The sequence below is a fragment of the Variovorax sp. 01T432 genome (assembly GCF_056398605.1).
Window position 1 is genome coordinate 1 of the sequence record NZ_JBFTPS010000085.1, and the last position, 19,293, is coordinate 19,293.

The window sequence follows — 19,293 nt, forward strand, 5'->3', positions numbered from 1 at the left end:
TTCGCCAACCACGTCTTCGCCAACCTCGATGCAGTCGAGGACGCCCTGACAAGCGGACTCGTCGCCCTGGAATCCAATCCAACGCGAACCCGTTCAATGACTGGGTTCAAATGGATAACTTCTATATCTTTGAACGCAAGTTAGTATGAGTCGGCGGCCGCCCATCCTGCAGACCGCCGCCTTCGCGTGGCTCTATGGTTGCATGCGATCCTCGGCGGTGCCCATGCGCTGCGCCACGCGCAGGCCCAGGCCGCCGATGACGATGAGCAGTGCCGCACCGATCCAGTTCAGCGCATCGCGCGGCGAGCGCGCCAACGCCGGGCCGAGGATTTCGAACACCGGCTTTCCGCTGCCCGCGGACAAGGAGTTCGCCATCTCCACGGCAAGGACGCAACCGGCCGCGAGCACCAGTGCCGCCAGCACCCGCGCGCCGACGATGGCTCCGAATCGCATCGCGCCGAGCTCGCTGCTTCGCGCGCGCCACACGAGCCGGAACTCGATCGCGCCGCCGCTCAGCCCGCGTGGCAGGAACATGATCGCCAGCAGGCTCAGCGCATAGGTGTAGAGCGGCCAGGCGTCCGTCAGCGACGAGAGATTGGCGGACGACAAGGTCAGCAGGATGGCGCCGACGATGGGCCCGATGAAGCTCGTGTAGCCGCCCAGGTAGGTCTGCAGCATGACGATCGTCGCCTGCGGCAGGCCGAGCGTGTCCAGTGTCACGACCTGGAACTGCAGCGCGTAGAGCGAGCCCGCGATGCCGGCGAATCCCGCCGAGAGCGTCAGCGCGAGGCCGCGGATCAGCACCGGGCTGAAGCCCACGAACTCCAGGCGATGCGCGTTGTCCCGCGTGGCGTTCATGAGCCGCCCCAGCGGCGTGCGCAGCAGCGCGAACATCCCCAGCACCGCCACCCAGCTCCAGGCGGCCGTCAGGAAGTAGATGGCCGTGGGCGAGCCGAAATCGATGCCCCATGAGGCCGCTGCCGTCGGGTCCAGCGCAATGCCCGAATCCCCGCCCGAGAAGCCCCGCGACACCGTCGCCGCCGCATAGGCCAGCTGACCGACGGCCAGCGAGATCATCGAGAACGCGACCCGTCCCTTGCGAACCGTGAACAGCGAGAAGAAGGCGCCCGCGACCAGCGCGACGACGCCGCCGATCAGCGGCAGCAGCACCACCGGCGCCGACTCGCCGAAGTACCTGAGGACATGCGCCGTCGCATAGGCCCCGATACCGAAATACAGCGCATGGCCGAAGGACAGCAGGCCCGTGCCGCCCAGCAGCAGGTTGTACGAGACCGCGAAGGTGATGGCGATGCACATCTGCGTGATGACCGACAGGCCCAGCGTGCCGCCGAAGAGAAGCGGCAGCGCGACCAGCACGGGGATGGCCGCGAGCCATGGCCATGCCTGCCGCCACAAGGGGAGGGCGGCCGGCAGGTACGGCGCGAACTTCCGCTCCGGCGAGCCCCGCCCGTCCGCGTGATCGGGGTGTACGGCCGTCGCCATGGCGCGCGGCATTGCGTTGACGTTGTTCATAGGTCGCGCCTGCCCATCAATCCACGGGGCCGAAGAATCAGGATCACCATCATGAGCACGAAGGGAATGAGCGGCGCCAGGCGGCTGATCGGCTCCTGGAGCGCGCCGAAGCCCTGCGCTGAGGCGGCGAACGGACCCAGCAGGTCGCTCCACTGCCAGGAGGTCGCGATCGCCAGGCTTTGCAGAATGCCGATCAGCAGCGATGCCCAGAACGCGCCGGCCAGCGAGCCCAGGCCGCCGACCACGATCACGATCATCAGCAGGCTGCCGAGGTTGTCGGCCATGCCGGGCTCGGTGCCCACCATGTTGCCCGCGAGCGCGCCCGCAAGACCGGCCAGCGCCGATCCGAGGATGAAGACCGTCGCCCGCAGCCGGGGCAGGTCGTGGCCCAGGGCGTTGACCATGTCCGGCCGCGTCAGCGAGGCGCGAACGGTGACGCCGATGCGCGTGAACCGCAGCATCGCGAACAGGGCGCCCAGGACAAGCAAGGACATGAGCAGCGCGAAGGCTCGGTAGGCGGAATACTCCACGCCCATCAGCGTGAGCAGCGGCACGTCCATCGACGCCGGAATCGCGTAGCCGACCGGTTGCTTGCCCCACACGAGGATGACCAGCTCGACCATCAGGAAGAGCAGGGCGAAGGTGAAGATCATCGGCGCCACGATGCCCAGCGGCATCACGCGCCGCAGGCCCCAGCGCTCGACCAGCGCGCCGAGCAGCGCGCAGCACACCGGCGCGGCGGCGAGGCCGGCCCAGAAGCCGAGTCCGGCGAGCTGCGAGAAGGTGTAGGCGAAGTAGGCACCCAGCATGTAGAAGCCGGCATGCGCGAAGTTCAGCACGCCCAGCATGCTGAAGACCAGGGTAAGGCCCGCCGCCATGAGGAAGAGGAGCATCCCGTAGGTGACGCCGTTGAAGAGGCTCAGGGCAAGTGTCTGCATATCGTCGAATGGCTCGGCTTCATCTCGGTTCTCAGGCGATTCGGGCGAGCGCCCTCAGGGCTGTTTCGGCCGCTTCATCTTGCAGGTGGTCGGCTCGGACACCTGCTCGGCGCTCAGGGCGCTGACGATCTTGAAGCCCCAGGGCGTGCCCTCCTGTTTGTACTTGGCATCGGTGCTCAGCACCGAGACGTACAAGGGCAGCTGGACCTGGTGGTCCGAGGCGCGCATGGCGGCGTGGTACTTGCCGATGCTGGCGCTCGCCGTCTCCATGGCCGTCGCCACATCCACCGGGTGGTCGGCACCGGCCTTGCGCATCGCGTCCGAGAGGAACATCCACGAGCGGAACATCCGCAGGTTCTCGTAGTCGCCGAAGCCCTTGGCCTTCGCGTCGTCGACCAGCTTGTCGATCTCCGGATCGTTCATGGTCATGATGCTGTCGGAGACCTGGAAGACGCGGTTGACGCCCTTCTCGCCGATCTGCGTGACCTGGCCGTAGAGCGAGGCATAGGCCGTCAGCCAGCGCACGTTCAGGCCCGTGTCGTTGCCGGCGCGGATCAGCCGGCTCAGGTCATTGCCGATGTTCGCCGTGATCACGACGTCCGGATGCGTCGCGAGAATCTTGGCGACGTAGGGCGTGAAGTCCTGGACGCGGTTGGCCGGATGCAGCTCGGAGCCGACGATCTCGATGTCCGGGCGCATCTGCTTCAGATAGCGCCTGGCCGCGGCGTCGGCGCTCTGGCCGAGCGAGTAGTCCATGTTGATCAGGTAGACGCGCTTGACCGACTTGTCGGCCGCGAGCCAGCCGATCATGGCCTTCATCTTCATGCCGATGTGCGCATCGGTGCGAAAGTGCCAGAAGCTGCAGGCCTCGTTGGTGAACTCCTCCGGCTGCGCCGCCCAGTCGATCAGCACGACTTCCTTTCCCGGGTTGCGGGCGTTGTGCTTTTCGATCGCATCCATCAGCGTGGTGGTCACGTTGGAGCCGATGCCCTGGATCACATAGTGGATGCCCTGGTCGATCGCGCGGTCCAGGCAGTTCTTGCCGTCCTTCGGATTGAACTTGTTGTCGCAGGGCACCAGCTCGACCTTCTTTCCGGCGAATCCGCCGGCGTCGTTGTCGCGCTTGATCATGTACTCGAGAATCTTCTGCGCGCGCTCCATGGTGTTGGATTGCGGCCCCGACAGCGGGTCGTTGAGCATCACCTTGATCGTGTCCGCGGCCCGCGCCGGCGCGGCCCCGAAGGCCGAGAGCGCGGCCCCGAGGACGAGGCCCGCCGACAGGCGTGTTGAAAATCCCATGGTCTATCTCCGTTCGATTGTTGGTGGGTCGGTTGCGCCTTCGGCGCACCCGTCGTCCTAGACCTCGAGCCACTCCGTGCGCACGGCGGGGCTGGCCTTGAATTCGTCGACGCTCGCGTCGAAGACGATGCGCCCGTGGCCCATGACCGCGATTCGGTCGCACAGGTCGAGCGCAATCGTCAGCTTCTGCTCCACGAGCAGGATCGCCACGCCGCGCCGGGCGGCCTCGGACAGCAGCTGCGCGACCTGCTGGACCATCGACAGGCTCAGCCCCTCGGTCGGCTCGTCGACCAGCATCAGCGAGGGCGAGCCCATGAGCGTCCTGCAGATCGTCAGCATCTGTTGCTCCCCGCCCGAGAGCAGCCCCGCCGCGACATTGGCGCGCCGCTGGAGGTTGGGGAACATCTCGAAGAACTCCGCTTCCGACCACCGGGGCCCGCGGGCCGACGCGTCGGCCTGGCCGCCCCGCACCGGCAGCCCGACCGCGAGGTTCTCGCGCACGCTCAGGTCGGTGAAGACCCCCCGGTCCTCCGGCACGTAGCCGACGCCGCTGCGCGCGACCTCGTGTGTTCGCGCGGCGCCGAGTTCGACGCCCCGCATGCGGATGCGGCCTTGACCGGGCACGAGCCGCATGATCGCCTTCAGCAGCGTCGAGCGGCCGGCCCCGTTGCGCCCGAGCAGGCCCACCGTCTCCCCGGCGCGCACCGCCAGGTCGACACCATGCAGGACGCGGCTGCGGCCGTAGCCCGCCACGATGCCATGGGCGCTGAACAGCGCGCCCTCGTTCGCCGCCGTCATGCCGCGCTCCCCGCGTGAGCCTCGGCCGAAGACGCCGGCACGCCCAGGTAGGCTTCCTGCACCTTCGGGTCCGCCCGCACCTGCGCCGGCGAGCCCGTGGCGATGATCTCTCCGTAGACCAGTACCGAGATGCGGTCCGCCAGGCCGAAGACGACGTCCATGTCGTGCTCGATCAGCACCAGCGTGCGCTTCGCATCCGCCGCGCGCAGCTGCCGCAGCAGGGCGATGACCCGCGCGGTCTCCTCGCGGCTCATGCCCGCGGTGGGCTCGTCGAACAGCAGCACGCTCTGCCCGCCGGCCAGGGCCAGGGCGATTTCGAGCGCGCGTTGGTCGGCATACGAAAGCAGCGCGGCGGGTGTGGCCCGATGCTCCAGCAGGCCCACTTCCTCGAGCACCTGGAGCGCGCGCAGATCCGCCTTGCCGCCGCGCGGCAGGCGGTTCCAGAACGATGGCCGATGGCCGACCGCGCGCAGGGCGCCGATGCGGGCATTCTCGAAAGCCGTCATGCGGCCGAACAGGTTGGAGGTCTGGAAGCTGCGCCCGAGCCCCATGCGGCTGATGCGCGCGGGCCGCCTGCCGGCGATGTCCTGGCCATGCAGCAGCACGGCACCGCTCGATGGCGTCAGCTCGCCGCTGATGAGCCCGAACAGGGTCGACTTGCCCGCGCCGTTCGGCCCGATCAGGACATGGCACTCGCCGCACGCGACCGACCACTCGACCTTGCGAATGATCTCGACCGGGCCGAATGATTTTCGAACGCCACGCAGTTGCAAGGCAGGAAGCGCCACCCGTGGGTCGACAGCGAATGTCTCGTGATTCATGGCCTCTGGACTGCCGTGTCGCTGGCCCTTCAACACGCCGGCCAGCGAATGTTTTTGACTGAACTATTACGATGTTAAGATTACAGCGAGGCCGGGCAGATGGCAAGAAGATTTGTCCGAGGGACAACCCTCTCTCTCAAAAGAGGGGTCGATCGACGCGCGCGCGCCCGCCTGGACGCGTGCCATGCGGCGCGGAGTCCTTGATCGAAGATAACGTTGTTAGGATGCGCCGTGTTCCGGCGCGCCGGGCTCAGGCGCCGTTGAGGGCCCGGCTCTCGGTGGTGGCGCGGCCCTGGAAATCGGTCCAGCAGCGCCGCGCGAAGTCATAGAGCTTGCAGCTGCGCGCGGTGCTGAAGTACCAGCGCCACGAAAAGCGTTGCACCACGATGCGCCCCGGCAGCATTTCCTCGATGCGCGCCTGCGCCGCCTTCAGCCGGTAGAGCGGGATGCTCATGTCCACGTGGTGCGCCGTGTGCTCCATGATGTGGTGCAGCAGCGCGCCGATGCCCCAGGGGAAGCTCAGATGCACCGTTGTCGAGACGAAGGGCTGGGCGCGCTGCCAGGCTGCCCGGTCGTCGTGCCAGGACACCTTCACGTGGGTATGGTGAACATAGACCACGAAGCCGATCATCGCGAACCAGAACAGCAGCGGCAGCACGAACGCCGCGGCCAGCAGCAGCGCCACCGACTGCCCGGTGCCCAGCGCCGCCGCCACCAGCGCGGCGAACCACGCGACGGCAAAGCCGCCGACGAGCCAGCAGTCGCGCGAAAAGACCGGGCGCTCGGCATTGGCCGTCCTGTCGCGCGCCAGCATGCGCCGCCACCAGATCTCGACCATGTAGTAGAGCCCCGGAGCCCAGCCGCTGCGGTAGACGCGCTCCAGCCATCGCCGCGCCGGCGACAAGGCCTCGTATTCCGCCAGGGTGAAGGGCGCCCAGACGAAGTCCACGCCCTTCAGGTTGGTGAAGCCATGGTGCACGACGTTGTGCCCCATGTCCCACAGGCTGTAGGGCGTGAGCGAAGGCAGAAAGGCGATGCGGCCGAGCCACTTGTTGAGGCGGCGGTGCGGCGTCAGGCTGTTGTGGCAGGCATCGTGGCCGATGACGAACAGGCGGCCGATGACGAAGCCGGCAGCCAGGCCGCAGACCAGCTTGAGCGCCGTCGGCTTCAGCAGCACGGCGCCGCCCGTGAGCGCGAGAAGAAGCGCGTAGTCGAAGACCAGCAGGAGCAGCGCGCGCGCCGTCACGCGCCGCGACAGCGGCAGCAGCCAGGATCGGATGATCTTGCGGTGTGGAAGCGGTGCCTCGGGCGGCAGGGGAAGGGTGGATTGCGCGGAATCGCTCGGGATCGGCATGGACGGGGAGTGGTGGCTGCGTTGCCACGCACGGTAGCCCTCTCCCCGCGTCGCCGCCATGACCCTCGTCAACTTCCGGTGGATCCGGCGCCTGCGTTCAATCGATCGTGATCCCGTTGCTCTTGATCAAGGCGGCCCAGCGCGAAATCTGCGATTGCAGGAAGGCGCCGAACTCCTTCGGCGTATTGCCGACCGGCTCAATGCCCATCGCCAGCAGGCGCTTGCGGGTCTCGGTCTGGTGCGTGGCGTCCTTCACCGCCGCCGCCAGGCGCTCGATGACGGCGGGGGGTGTTCCGGCCGGCACGAAGAAGCCGTTCCACTCCACCACCTCGAAATTCCTGTAGCCGCTCTCCATCACGGTGGGCACGTCCGGCAGCGCCTCCATGCGGGTGGCGCCGGTGGTCGCCAGCGCGCGCAGGCGGCCCGCCTTCACATAGGCCAGCCCCGACACCGGGTTGGCGAAGTAGGCGTCGACCTGTCCGGCCAGCAGGTCGGTGATGGCCGGCGCGCCGCCCTTGTAGGGCACATGCAGCCAGTCGATGCCGGCATCGCGCTTGAGCATCTCCGCCGCCAGGTGCGCCGAGCCGCCCGCGCCGTAGGACGCATAGCTCAGCTTGCCGGGATGCGCGCGCGCATAGTCGATGAATTCCCTGAAGGTCTTGTACGGCGCCGAGGCGGGCACCACCAGGATGTTGGGCATGTTGATGGCTTGCGACACCGGCAGCAGGTCCTTCACCGGATCGAAGGGCAGCTTGCGCAGCACCGCGTTCACCGCATAGGGAAAGGTGTCGAACAGCATCGTGTAGCCGTCGGCCGGCGACTGCAGCACGGCGGTGGCGGCAATCACGCCGCTGGCGCCCGGCTTGTTCTCCACCACGATCGGCTGGCCCAGCAGCGCCGCCATCGGCTGCGACAGCAGCCGCGCGTTGGCATCGGCCCCGCCGCCGGGCGCGTAGGGCACGATCACGCGGATCGGCTTGGAAGGAAAGGGCTGGCCTTGCGCCTGCGCGATGGCGGGCAGCGAGGCGATCGCCGCGCCGCCGAGCACGAGACGGCGGCGCAGCGGCGAGAAAGAGGGTGGCAAGGTCATGGTTGTCTCCTGATGATTTTGGGTTCTTGCAGAATGTGCCTCACGCACCCGAGGCCGATCCCCACGAATGAAGCTCCAGTTCCTCCAGACCCTGACGGCCGTGCTGCGGCACGGCTCCTTCGCGGCGGCGGCCAAGGAAGTGAACCTCACGGCCAGCGCGGTCAGCCTGCAGATGCGCCAGCTCGAGGACTATTTCGGGCAGCCGCTGTTCGACCGCTCGGCGCGGCAGGCGCGGCCCACGGCCTTCGCCGCCGAAGTCGCCGCCACCATGCAGCAGACGCTGGATGCGCTGGAGGCGCTGCGGCTGCGCGAGGATGCCGTGGTGTCCGGGCGCATCCGGCTGGGCACCATCGAATCGGCCCAGGTGAGCCTGCTGCCCGCCGCCATGCAGCGGCTGCACGACAAGGCGCCGGGCCTGGAATTCGAGATCACGCGGGGCGTGTCGGCCGAGCTGCTGGACGACGTGAAGGCCGGCCGGCTCGACGCGGCGGTGCTGGTGCGGCCGCAGTCCGGCGGCTCCAGCCGGCTGGCGTGGTTCGCGCTGGCGCAGGAGTCCTTCACGATGATCGCGCCGCCGCATGCCAGGCGCGGCTCGCCGGTCGAGATGCTGCGCCGCCACGACTGGATCCGGCTCGACCGCGTCACCACCGGCGGGCTCATCGCCGCGCAGCACGTCAACCGCATCGCGCCGCGCACGCGCTGCGCCTTCGATCTTCCCGGCACCGACGCCGTGGCGGCGATGGTCTCCGCCGGCCTGGGTGTCTCGGTCGTCCCGGCCCTGCGCCACGAGGTGCTGCAGGCCTATCCGGTGCAGCAGATCGGCCTCGGCAAGGACGCGCCCGTGCGCCACATCGCCATGGTGTGCCGGCCGGCCGATGCGGACAGCCGCCGCATCCGGGCCTTGCTGGAGGCCTTCCAGGAGGCGATCCGCCTGCGCCATCAGAAACCGTAGAGCGTCGACGGGTTGTCGACCAGGATGCGTTGCCGCAGCGCCGGCTCGCGCACCCAGGTGCCGAAGCGGTCGAGCAGCGCGGCGTCGTCGGGCTTCACCGTCTTCTCGGTGGGGTGCGGCCAGTCGCTGCCCCAGACCAGCCGCTCGGGCGCGCGCGCCAGCAGTGCCTCGACCACGCGCGCGCGGCTGTCCTCGGCGCCAGCGACATCGTCGAGGTAGGGCGCGGAAAGCTTCACCCAGGTGCGCCCGCGGTCCAGCAGCCTGCACACCACCTCGAAGGCCGGATGCGCCGGCTCCTCGGGATGCGGCAGGCGCGCCATGTGGTCGAAGACGATCGCGCAGGGCAGCCGGTCGAGCAGATCCGCATGCGCCACGATCTGGTCGGCGCGCCAATGCAGTTGCACGTGCCAGCCCAGCGCCTCGATGCGCCGCGCCAGCGGCTCCACCATGTCGAAGCGGGTCACGGCGGTTGCCGGGTCGAAGAGCGTGAAGCGGATGCCGCGGATGCCGCCGGCATCGAGCGCGCGCAAGGTGGCATCGTCCACATCCGGATGCAGCACGGCGACCCCCCGCGTGCGGGCCCGGCCCAGTTGCCGGATCGCATCGAGCGTCACGCTGTTGTCGGTGCCGTAGACGGTGGGCGTGACCACCACGGTGCGCGTGGTGCCCAGGCGCGCCTGGAGGGCCTTGTAGTCGCTGGCCGTGGCCCGCGCCAGCACGCGGCCCGGATCGCCGATGGAAGCAAAGCGGGTGTCGTAGATGTGGATGTGCGCATCGCAGGCCAGCGCCGGCACCGCCAGCCCCGGCGCGCCGGCTCCGCTGCTGTGGGGCACGGGATTGCGCACCTGCGCGCGCAGCGCGGCGCCGTGCTGGCCGAGCGTCGGCGCCGCGAAGGGCTGCGGCCCCGGCGTGCGGCCGAAGCTCAGCGCGCGCGTGAAGCCGCGGTAGCTGCCCAGCGTCGGATGCGCGAAGCTGCCCACCATGTCCTCTGCCAGCACCTGCGGAAAATCGAACATGTCTTCCACCGTGCGCGCCGCGGCGCAGGGCACTTCCTCGCCGAAGATGCGCTCCCATTCGAGCGCCGAATGCGCCGCCAGCGCCGCATGCAGGCGCGGCACGATCTCGTCGCGATGCTGCGCGCGCTTGCGCACGCTGTCGTAGCGGTCGGTGGCCAGCAGCTCGTGCAGGCCGGTCTTCTCGCACAGCGCGCGCCAGAAGTGGGCCGTGTTGGCCGAGATGTAGAGATGCCCTTCGCGCGTCGGATGCACGCCGGTGATGCCGCCCGAGCGCATGTCCCGCCCGACCTCGCGCGGCTCGCCCTGCGCCCAGACCAGGCGCGCCGACTGCATCGCGAGCGCCGAGCGCAGCAGCGACACGCCCACCTCCTGGCCTTCGCCGCTCTTCTCGCGCTCGTACAGCGCCGATGCGACGGCCGCCGCCACCAGCGCGGCCGCGTAGTAGTCGACGACCGAGCCATAGAGGATCTGCGGCGGCTCGCCGGGCGGCGCCTGCATCGCGGCCATGCCGGTCATGGTCTGCAGCACCTGGTCGTAGCCGGCCTTGTCCTTGAGCGGGCCGGTCTCGCCATAGCCGGTCACGGCGCAGTAGATGAGCCGCGGGTTGATGGCCCTGAGGCTCGGGTAGTCGATGCCCAGCCGCGCCGGCACGCTGGGCCTGAAGTTGTGCACCAGCACGTCGGCCGTGCGCACCAGCGCGCGCAGCGCCTCGAGGTCGGCGGCTTGCTTGAGGTCGAGCACGAGCCCGAGCTTGCTGCGGTTGACGCCGAGGAAGGCGCGGCTCTCGGCTTCCAGCGTGGAGGGGTATTTGCGCAGGTTGTCGCCATCCGGCGGCTCGATCTTGATGACCTCCGCCCCCTGATCGGCCAGCAGCGAGCAGCCGTAGGGGCCGGCGATATAGGCGCTCAGGTCGAGCACGCGCAGGCCGGAGAGCGGGCCGGCCGGGCCCGCGCGCGGGGGCAGCGCGCTGTCGTCGGATTCGTTCATGCGATGAGCCCCAGGCGCCGCGCGCTCGCCACGATGGCGCGGGCGCGCGCCTCGAAGGGCGCGTCGATCATCCTGCCGTCGACCAGGTAGGCGCCCAGGCCCTGCGCCGATGCGGCCTCCGCGGCCGCGACCACCTTCAGCGCATGAGCGATCTCGGCGTCGCCGGGGCGAAAGACCTCGTTGGCCAGCGCGATCTGGCTCGGGTGGATGCAGCTCTTGCCGAGGAAGCCCATGCGGCGCGACAGCGCGGCCTCCTCGCGGAAGCCCGCCGCGTCCCGCACATCGGCGAACGCGCTGTCATAGGCATAGACGCCGGCCTCGCCCGCGGCCATGCGCACCGCGAACATGGCCTGCCGGATGGCGCAGGCTTCGCGCCGGTCGATGCCCAGCGGCTCGAACAGGTCACCCAGCCCCAGCTGCAGGCCGACCACGCGCGGGTGCGCGCCCGCCAGCGCGGCGGCCGCGCGCAGCGCCTTCGGCGTCTCGATATTGAGCAGCAGGCCGATCGGTCGGCGCACGCCGTTGTCGCGCTCGGCGCGGGCGATGGCCTCGGCCGCGGCGCGCACGTCCTCGGGTGTTTCCGGCTTCGGCAGGTTGATGACCTGCAGCGCGGGCAGCGCCACGGCCGCCACGTCGGCGAGGAAGTGCGGCGTGTCCAGTGCGTTCACGCGCACGATCAGCGTCTTGCCCGCATCGGCATCGAGGCCTTGCAGGAAGGCCCGCACGGCATCGCGCGCCTCGGCCTTGCGTGCCTCGGCGACCGCGTCTTCCAGGTCGAGGGAGATGCCATCGGCATCGCCCGCCATGGCCTTGGCGAAGAACTCCGGGCGCGAGCCCGGAACGAAGAGCTTGGACCTCACAGCCGGGCGCGCGGATCGTGCCGCGCCAGACGCCCCAGCAGATGCTCGACCTCGGCGCGCGCCGCCGGCGTCAGCACCGCGGCGGGCTTGCGCTGCGCGGCCGAGCTCAGCAGGCCGCGCCGTTGCAGCACGTACTTGCGCACCGCCAGGCCGACGCCCGGCTGCTGCTCGTAGCGCAGCAGCGGCAGGTGGGCGTCGAACAGGTCGTGCACCTCCTCGCGCTGCCCGGCCGCGGAGAGCCGCACCACGTCGCACAGCATGTCCGGGAAGGCGTAGCCCGTGTTCGCCCCATCGGCGCCGCGCTCCATCTCGTAGTCGAGAAAGAGGCCGTTGTTGCCGCACAGGATCGGGATGTGCCGCATGGAGCCGTCGCGCTCGAAGCCGCGCAGGGCGGAGATCTTCTCCAGCCCCGGCCAGTCCTCGTGCTTGAGCATCGCGCAGGAGGGAATCTCGCTCACGATGCGCTTGATCACGCCGGGCGTCATCTGCACCGAGAAGGTCAGCGGGTAGTCCTGCAGCACGAAGGGGACGTCGGCGCCGATCGCCTCGGCCGCCTGCTTGTAGTAGCCGACGATCTGGTCGTCGGTGCGCAGCGTGTGGGGGGGCGCGATCATCACGCCGGCCGCGCCGCGCTCCATCACTTCGCGCGTCAGCGCCCGCATGGCCGCGAAGCCGGGCGCGGACACGCCGACGATCACCGGCAGCTTTGCCGCGCGGCGGATCATCTGCGTCGCCACCGCGATGCTTTCCTCGTGCTCCAGCTTGGGCGCCTCGCCGAGCTGGCCCAGCACCGTGATGCCGGTGGCGCCGCAGGCCAGGTAGAAGTCCGTCAGCCGGTCGATGGAGGCGGTATCGATGGCGCCGTCGTCGAGAAAGGGCGTCGGCGCGATGGGGTAGACGCCGCGGGCGTCGGAGGGCAGTCGCATGGGATCTCCTTTGGAACGCACAGTGTGCCGCCGTGCGCGCGGGCCGAGCACAAGAAAAACTTGCGGCTCGAATAACAAAACATCGTCGAATGGCGCGTGGCCTGTTCTTAGGATCGTTATAAGACCAATCCAGGAGACAGTCATGCAGCTTCGATTACTCGCCGCGGCGCTCGCAGCGTTCGCGTTGCAGCCCGCGGCCTTCGCGCAGGGCGACGCCTTTCCCGTCAAGCCGATCACGCTGGTGGTGGGCAGCGCGCCCGGCGGATCGAACGACGTGTTCGCGCGCGCCATCGGCAAGCGCCTGCAGGAGTCGCTGGGCCAGCCGGTTGTGGTCGACAACAAGCCGGCCGGCGGCGGCGTCATCGCCAACGCCCTGGTGGCGCGGGCGCCGGCCGACGGCTACACGCTGGTGGTGCTCTCGTCCACCTTCAGCACGGGCGCGGCCATCCGCACCAACCTGCAGTACGACGCCATCCGGGATTTCAAGCCGGTCGCGTTGCTGGCCAAAGGCCCGCTGCTGCTGACGGTGAACAGGAATTCGCCCTTCAAGACCGTGCAGGACCTGGTCGCCGTCGCCAAGGCGCACCCGGGCAAGCTGAACTACGGCACCTCCGGCTCCGGCAGCATCAACCACTTCGCGACGGAAGTGTTCGCGGGCGCGGCGGGCATCAAGATGACGCACGTGCCCTACAAGGGCATGGGGCCGGCGACGACGGACCTGCTGGGCGGGCAGATCGACCTGCTGGTGGCGAGCGCGCCCTCGATCCTGGCGCAGGTGCGCGGGGGCAATGCGCGCGCGCTGGCGGTGACGACCGCGTCACGCTCGCCGATCGCGCCGGAAATTCCCTCGCTGGAGGAGGCGGGCTACAAGGGCAGCGCGCTGGACCTGTGGTGGGGCGTGCTGGCGCCGGCGGGCACGCCGCAGGCGGTGGTCGACAAGCTGAACGCGGAGATCAACACGGTCATCCAGTCGAGCGAGATGAAGGCCTTCTTCATCCGAGAAGGGGCGGAGCCCGCGCCGATGAAGCCGGAGGCGTTCGCGAAATTCATCGGGGCGGAAATCGAGCGGTGGAAGGGTGTGGCGAAGGCTGCGGATATTCGGCCGGAGTAGGGTGGTGAGCCAATTTCGCCATGCGATCAATGGCTGCCTCGCGCCAGACTCACGACGGCCGGCATCACCAGGCCGAGGCCGGCCGACACCAGCAGGGCGCATACGATCGCGCGCACTGTGCGCGGCGACCAATTCGGGGGATGCCGCTTCACCAGCCATGTCAAGGCCAGCACCAGCGGCATTGCCAGGAGGCTGAGCCAGATCGCGCTGACGCTGAACTGGCCGGTCGGCACCACCAGCATCAGGCGCAGGAGGGCATTGAAGCCGAAGATCGTGACCAGCGTCTGCCGGATCGCGACAGGCCCCATGGGCTGCCGATAGAACTGATAGACCAGCGGCGGGCCGGCGCTCGAGAAGAGCCCGCTCATCACACCGGACACCAGGCCGAAGGCCCGGAAGGCACCGTGCGACGAACGCTCCCGCAGAGGCGTCACCCGCGCCAGCATGGTCGCGGCGCAGACGAGAATCGTGAGGCCCAGGAGAAGGCGAAGCATGAGCACGATATTGCCGCTGAGCCAACCGAGCAGCGCCACCCCGATCACCACCCCGATGCCGCTGCCGAGCGAGGTGTCGCGCAGGGCCTGCAAATCGAGCGATTGACGCGACCCCTTGAGTACGACAACGGCCTGCACCAGCGTCAGGACGCTGGCGACGTTGGCCGCGTCCGCCAGCGATGCAAGCCGCAGCATGCCGACAAGGCCAAGCAGGATGAGACCGAAGGCGAAGCCGGTGATCGTCTGCGCGCAGGTGGCGACCGCCACGCAAACAAGGAACAATGAACCCTGCCACGCCGTCATGCGACATCGCTCATGCTTGCGCCCGAGGTCTCGCGGCCCCTGCTACACCTTGCCTTTCCACGGAACCAGCACTTTTTCGAGGTAGCGCATCAGCACGTCGAAACTGAAGGCGAACAAGCCGATCACGATGATCCCCATGATCACCACGTCGCTCGCCAGGAACTCCGCCGCGTTGAGCACCATGAAGCCCAGTCCGCGGGTGGACGCCACCATCTCGCCGGCCACCAGCGTCGTCCAGCCCACACCGATGCCGATGCGCATGCCGGTGAAGATCTCGGGCAAGGCCGACTTGACGATCACGTGCCAGATCACCTGCGAACGCGTCGCGCCCATCGAGTAAGCCGCATGGATCTGCTCGATGGACACCGAGCGCACGCCCGAGCGTGCGGCGATCGCCATCGGCGCGAAGATCGCCAGGAAGATCAGGTAGAGCTTGGAGAACTCGCCGATGCCGAACCAGATGATGACCATCGGCAGGTAGGCGAGCGGCGGCAGCGGACGATAGAACTCGATCAGCGGATCGAAGATGCCCCGCGCGACGCGGCTGACGCCCATCATCACGCCGATCGGGATGGCGGTGACACAAGCCAGCGCGAAGGCGCCGAACACCCGGTACAGGCTCGTCCATGTGTGTTCGAACAGCGTGGCGCCCGCGAAACCCTCGGTCGACACCTGTATGAATTTCGCAAACACCGCCTGTGGCGATGGCAGGAACAGCGGCTTGACCCAGCCCATGTTGGTCACGAGAAACCAGAGGGCCAGCGTGACGACAACGGTGCAAGTCGCGATGGCGCCCGCCCGGCCCTGGCCCGGTGCGCCGAACTGCTCCCCCGGCCGCACCGAACGCTTTGCAAACAGGCCCTCCAGCAGGTTAGCGCCGTGCGCCGTCTTGATGGCAATCTCAGACATGACTCAACTCCCTTTGTGTTCCGGCAGCACGCTCGTCGCCGTAGATGATGTTGAGAACCTTCTCACGCATCTCGATGAAATCAGGACTCGACTTGATGGCCCGCGCGTCGCGCGTGCGCAGGAAGCGCTGGTTGAAGTCGAGCTCATAGCGATGCGTGATGCGGCCCGGACGCGGCGACATCACGATCAGATGGCTCGCCAGGAAAAGCGCCTCCTCGACGCTGTGCGTGATGAAGAAGAACATCTTCCGGGTCTTCTGCCACACATCCAGCAGCAGCTCCTGGATCGTCTCTCGCGTCAGCGCGTCCAGCGCCGCCATCGGCTCGTCCATCAGGAGCATGGCTGGATTGCAGGTCAGCGCGCGCGCGATGCCCACCCGTTGCTGCATGCCGCCAGAGAGCTGGTAGATCATGTGCTTGTGGAAGTCCTGCAGACCGACGAGTGCGAGGTTCCTGGCCGCCGTATCCCGCCGCTCGGCCTTGGGCACACCCTGCAGCTTGAGGCCAAATTCGGTGTTCTCCATCACGCTGAGCCAAGGCAGGAGCGCATGCTTCTGGAACACCACGCCCCGGTCCGAACCCGGCCCCTGGACGGCTTTGCCGCCCAGCAGCAGACTGCCGCTGGATGCCGAGATGAAGCCGGCCATCAGGCTGAGCAGCGTGGTCTTGCCGCAGCCCGATGCGCCGAGCGCGACGACGAAGTCGCCGCGGTTGATCGTCAGGTCGATGTGGTCGAGCGCGTGCACCCGTTCCGTGGGCGTTCGCCCCGGATAGGTGACGCTCACGTCCTTGACCTGGAGTTGTTCCATCGCCATGTCGAGTCTCCTTGATGTCGCTTTGACGCGGTGCCTGTGAAAGTGCCACTCACTTCAGCTGGATGGCCGCGTCGATGTACCGGGTGGTCACGAACTTGCTGTAGTCGGGGGCCATCGCATCGATGCGCTTCTGCTCCAGCAGGAAGTCGGCTGTCGCCTTGAGGGCCTTGGCCGCGCCGCCGCCCTGGCCGCCGCCAAGCCATGCCGCCGAGGCCTGCTGCTCCGTGCCGGGATAGGCATACAACCTGAGGGCATCGGAGCTGGCCTTGGGGTCGCCGCCGATCTTGGCCGCGATGGCCTTGGCGTTCGCCGAGTCGGGGCCCCAGGCGCCGGGGTTGGCGCGGTAGGAAGCATCCGCATCGGCCACGGCCTTGACGAACCTGGCCATGAAGTCCGCATTGGCTTCGGCGAAGGGGCGGCTCACCGCGATGCCGTCGAAGGTGGCCTTGCCCTTCTTGCTCAGCTCGCCCGAGGTGATCAGCACCTTGCCCGTCTGCTTGATGCGCGCCAGCGCCGGATCCCACACGAAGGCGGCATCGATGTCGCCGCGCTCCCAGGCCGCGGCGACCTGGTTGGGCTGCATGTTCAGCAATTGCACTTCACTCGGCTTGATGCCCCATTGTTCGAGCGCGAACATGGTGTGGAAATGCGTGGTCGACACGAAAGGCACGCCGAGCTTCTTGCCCCGGAGGTCGGACGGCCTTTCGATGCCCGAGCCATTGCGCACGACCAGGGCCTCGGCCTCGTTGATGTCGTCGAGGATCCAGAAGAGCTGCAGGTCGAGGCCGCGGCTGACGGCAGCCGCCAGCGGGCTGGATCCGATGACGCCGATCTGGATATCGCCCGAAGCCATCGCGGTCGCGACCTTCGCGCCCGATTCGAACTGCCGCCAGTTGATCTTGTAGCCGGTGGCCTTCTCGATCGTGCCGTTGGTCATGGCGACGATCATCGGCCCGGCGATCTGCTGGTAGGCAACCGTGACCTCCCGGGTCTGTGCCATGGCGCTTCCGGCGGCGCCCAGTGTCGATACCATACCGAGGGCGAGGGCGCATCGGCTGATGAGTTGAATCATGTTTCGCATCAATGTCTCCGTTGTGGTGGTGCAAGCGGGAGTTTGTGCATCGGGGCTTGCGGCCAGTGGTACCAGATTCGCTCATTCGCTGAGACCAATGACCATCACCCTCGGGGCCTCGGGGTAAGCCCTCATAACACCGGACCGGAAAGGTCGAAAGCACGATGGCACAACACCTGAAATCCGTACTGTGGAAGCAACTGCTGCAGCGCTCGGCACGGGAGAACATGAGTCTGCAGGGGCAGATCCGAGAGATGCTGGTCGCGGCGATCCTCGACGGGCATCTGCCCGCCGGCGTCCCCATTCCGTCGAGCCGCGAAATGGCCGAGCAGCTCGGCGTTGCGCGCAATACGGTGGTCCTGGCATACCAGCAGCTGGCCGATGAGGGCTTCCTGGTTTCGCGCCAGCGCAGCGGCCATTTCGTCAACACCGACATGGTGGCCGCTCGCCTGCGCATGCGTTCGCGGCCGGGGGAGGGCGCGGCGGCACCCGCAACGGTGGACTGGTCGAAGCGCTTCCAGCAGCGCCCCTCGCGGCAACGCAGCATCATCAAGCCGGCCGACTGGCAAAGGTATCCCTACCCCTTCCTGTACGGCCAGTTCGACGCCGCGCTGTTCCCCACGGCGGACTGGCGCGAATGCTGCATCAAGAGCCTGAGCGTGCTCGACATCCGCGATTGGGCGCCCGACCAGATCGCGCGCGACGACGAGTCGCTGGTGCAGCAGATACGCACCCGCGTGCTTCCACGACGCGGCGTCTGGGCCTCGGCCGACGAGATCGTCGTCACCGTGGGGGCGCAGCACGCGCTCTACATGATCGCTGACCTGCTGGTGCGCGAGGGAACGCGCGTGGGTATCGAGGAACCCGGTTACCCCGACGCGCGCAACATCTTCGCCAGCCGCACCTCGGAATTGGCGCCCCTGCCGGTCGACGCGGAGGGCCTGCCGGTGACCGAGGCACTGCGCGGACTGGACTTCGTCTACACCACGCCCAACCACCAGTGCCCCACCACGGTGACCATGCCGCTGGAGCGTCGCGAAGCGCTCCTGAAGATGGCCGACGAGGCCGACTTCATCATCATCGAGGATGACTACGAAAGCGAGAACCGCTTCGACGGCGAGCCCATCCCGGCGCTCAAGAGCCTGGATCGCAGCAACCGCGTCATCTATGTGGGCAGTCTGTCGAAGACGCTGGCGCCCGGGCTGCGCGTGGGCTATGTGGTGGGCCCCGCCGAGTTGATCGCCGAGCTTCGCGCCCTGCGTCGCCTGATGCTTCGCCACCCGACGGCTTACGTCCAGCGCGCTTTCGCGCTGTTCCTTTCGCTCGGCCACTACGACGCGCTGCTGCGCCGGCTCGCCGCGGTGCAACGCGAGCGCGCCGCCGTGCTGCGCGCCGCGCTGGCGCAGCACTTGCCGCAATGCAGCGTGATGCCGGCGTCAGGCGGCGGTTCATGCTGGGTCTCGCTGCCCGAGCCCCTGAATGCGACGGAACTGGCCGAGCAGGCGCGTGACCGCGGCGTGCTGATCGAGCCGGGTGAAGTCTTCTTCATGGCCGAGCCACCGCCTGCCAGGCACTTCCGCATGGGCTATTCCTCGATCGTGCCTCCAGCGATCGAACCCGGGGTCAGGGCCTTGGCCGAGCTCGTCCGCGGCTTCGAGCGCAAGCGCTGAAGAGGGCGCTCCCCGGCCGCTGCCTTTCGAGGACGCCGCGCCGCTGGCCCAAGCGAATTCGCCCGGCTGGTGCCATGGCGGAAGTCGGGCTGCTCCTACGCTGCATGCAGCACAGGAACAGGAGACATCCGCCATGAGCACCACCACTCTTCACCGCACCGGCGACGCCGGTACCCTGCACCGGAGGTCGCCGTCGGCCTACGACCCGCGGTACGACCCGCTGGTGGCGCCCCACCCGGGCCAGGGCCGCGACTACGCGCCGACCTACTGGGTCGGCACCGCCGGCTCCCCGCCGCCCGACGACGGCCCCATCCTGCGCGACACCGACGCCGACGTGGTGATCGTG

17 protein-coding genes and 2 pseudogenes are annotated in these 19,293 nt (G+C 68.4%); 4 read left to right on the forward strand and 15 right to left on the reverse strand.

The annotated features are described in order from the left end of the window. Positions 1-192: 192 nt before the first annotated feature. From AC1DNF_RS33710 to AC1DNF_RS33740, 7 genes are all read right to left on the reverse strand, one after another. Positions 193-1,533: a branched-chain amino acid ABC transporter permease gene (locus AC1DNF_RS33710; RefSeq protein ID WP_478153052.1), complete on the reverse strand. Its 1,341-nt coding sequence runs from the start codon at positions 1,531-1,533 to the stop codon at positions 193-195. Then, the gene (locus tag AC1DNF_RS33715; protein WP_478153054.1) at positions 1,530-2,471 is read right to left on the reverse strand and encodes a branched-chain amino acid ABC transporter permease; all 942 of its coding nucleotides are present in this window, start codon (positions 2,469-2,471) and stop codon (positions 1,530-1,532) included. Before AC1DNF_RS33715 ends, AC1DNF_RS33710 begins: the two co-directional genes overlap by 4 nt. A gap of 54 nt (positions 2,472-2,525) precedes the next feature. Then, positions 2,526-3,770: a branched-chain amino acid ABC transporter substrate-binding protein gene (locus AC1DNF_RS33720; protein ID WP_478153056.1), complete on the reverse strand. Its 1,245-nt coding sequence runs from the start codon at positions 3,768-3,770 to the stop codon at positions 2,526-2,528. Between the two features lie 57 nt (positions 3,771-3,827). After that, positions 3,828-4,568, reverse strand: coding sequence for an ABC transporter ATP-binding protein (locus AC1DNF_RS33725; protein ID WP_478153057.1), 741 nt, complete (start codon positions 4,566-4,568; stop codon positions 3,828-3,830). Then, complete coding sequence (locus AC1DNF_RS33730; RefSeq protein ID WP_478153059.1) at positions 4,565-5,389, reverse strand: ABC transporter ATP-binding protein; 825 nt, start codon at positions 5,387-5,389, stop codon at positions 4,565-4,567. The genes AC1DNF_RS33725 and AC1DNF_RS33730 overlap by 4 nt, the downstream gene beginning before the upstream one ends. 250 nt (positions 5,390-5,639) lie before the next feature. Next, positions 5,640-6,803 carry a fatty acid desaturase gene (locus AC1DNF_RS33735; protein WP_478153060.1) on the reverse strand — a complete coding sequence of 388 codons (1,164 nt, stop codon included), beginning with the start codon at positions 6,801-6,803 and terminating at the stop codon, positions 5,640-5,642. 37 nt (positions 6,804-6,840) lie between these two features. Next, positions 6,841-7,833, reverse strand: coding sequence for a Bug family tripartite tricarboxylate transporter substrate binding protein (locus AC1DNF_RS33740; RefSeq protein ID WP_478153062.1), 993 nt, complete (start codon positions 7,831-7,833; stop codon positions 6,841-6,843). Positions 7,834-7,900: 67 nt separating this feature from the next. Here AC1DNF_RS33740 and AC1DNF_RS33745 point away from each other — a divergent pair, with 67 nt between their 5' ends. Beyond that, complete coding sequence (locus tag AC1DNF_RS33745; protein ID WP_478153063.1) at positions 7,901-8,785, forward strand: LysR family transcriptional regulator; 885 nt, start codon at positions 7,901-7,903, stop codon at positions 8,783-8,785. Here AC1DNF_RS33745 and AC1DNF_RS33750 read toward each other — a convergent pair. From AC1DNF_RS33750 to AC1DNF_RS33765, 4 genes and pseudogenes are all read right to left on the reverse strand, one after another. Continuing rightward, positions 8,773-9,618 carry an amidohydrolase family protein gene (locus tag AC1DNF_RS33750; protein WP_478153077.1) on the reverse strand — a complete coding sequence of 282 codons (846 nt, stop codon included), beginning with the start codon at positions 9,616-9,618 and terminating at the stop codon, positions 8,773-8,775. The genes AC1DNF_RS33745 and AC1DNF_RS33750 overlap by 13 nt on opposite strands. Positions 9,619-9,633: 15 nt before the next feature. Beyond that, positions 9,634-10,788: pseudogene (locus AC1DNF_RS33755) on the reverse strand (CoA transferase); the annotation flags it as partial. After that, positions 10,785-11,648, reverse strand: a complete 864-nt coding sequence (locus AC1DNF_RS33760; RefSeq protein WP_478153065.1) for an HpcH/HpaI aldolase/citrate lyase family protein — start codon at positions 11,646-11,648, stop codon at positions 10,785-10,787. The gene AC1DNF_RS33760 and the pseudogene AC1DNF_RS33755, both read right to left, overlap by 4 nt. Next, complete coding sequence (locus tag AC1DNF_RS33765; RefSeq protein ID WP_478153066.1) at positions 11,645-12,574, reverse strand: dihydrodipicolinate synthase family protein; 930 nt, start codon at positions 12,572-12,574, stop codon at positions 11,645-11,647. Before AC1DNF_RS33765 ends, AC1DNF_RS33760 begins: the two co-directional genes overlap by 4 nt. A 142-nt stretch (positions 12,575-12,716) precedes the next feature. On the opposite strand from AC1DNF_RS33765, the gene AC1DNF_RS33770 reads away from it, so the two are divergent. Continuing rightward, positions 12,717-13,685, forward strand: coding sequence for a tripartite tricarboxylate transporter substrate binding protein (locus tag AC1DNF_RS33770; RefSeq protein WP_478153068.1), 969 nt, complete (start codon positions 12,717-12,719; stop codon positions 13,683-13,685). Positions 13,686-13,711: 26 nt separating this feature from the next. On the opposite strand, the gene AC1DNF_RS33775 is transcribed toward AC1DNF_RS33770, so the two are convergent. Genes AC1DNF_RS33775 through tauA form a run of 4 tightly spaced genes read right to left on the reverse strand, consistent with a single transcriptional unit; the run spans position 13,712 to position 17,205 of the window. Next, positions 13,712-14,482 (reverse strand): TSUP family transporter, encoded by a 771-nt coding sequence (locus AC1DNF_RS33775; protein WP_478153070.1) that lies wholly within the window; start codon positions 14,480-14,482, stop codon positions 13,712-13,714. A gap of 42 nt (positions 14,483-14,524) precedes the next feature. Then, positions 14,525-15,391 (reverse strand): ABC transporter permease subunit, encoded by an 867-nt coding sequence (locus tag AC1DNF_RS33780; protein WP_478153072.1) that lies wholly within the window; start codon positions 15,389-15,391, stop codon positions 14,525-14,527. Next, positions 15,384-16,199 carry a taurine ABC transporter ATP-binding protein gene (locus AC1DNF_RS33785; RefSeq protein WP_478153078.1) on the reverse strand — a complete coding sequence of 272 codons (816 nt, stop codon included), beginning with the start codon at positions 16,197-16,199 and terminating at the stop codon, positions 15,384-15,386. The genes AC1DNF_RS33780 and AC1DNF_RS33785 overlap by 8 nt, the downstream gene beginning before the upstream one ends. Before the next feature lie 55 nt (positions 16,200-16,254). Beyond that, a complete protein-coding gene (gene tauA, locus AC1DNF_RS33790; protein WP_478153074.1) occupies positions 16,255-17,205 on the reverse strand; it encodes a taurine ABC transporter substrate-binding protein in 951 nt (316 codons plus the stop codon). A gap of 236 nt (positions 17,206-17,441) precedes the next feature. Between tauA and pdxR the strand changes: the two genes are divergently transcribed. Beyond that, positions 17,442-18,947, forward strand: coding sequence for a MocR-like pyridoxine biosynthesis transcription factor PdxR (gene pdxR, locus AC1DNF_RS33795; protein WP_478153075.1), 1,506 nt, complete (start codon positions 17,442-17,444; stop codon positions 18,945-18,947). Positions 18,948-19,080: 133 nt separating this feature from the next. Continuing rightward, positions 19,081-19,293, forward strand: a pseudogene (locus tag AC1DNF_RS33800) (NAD(P)/FAD-dependent oxidoreductase); the annotation flags it as partial.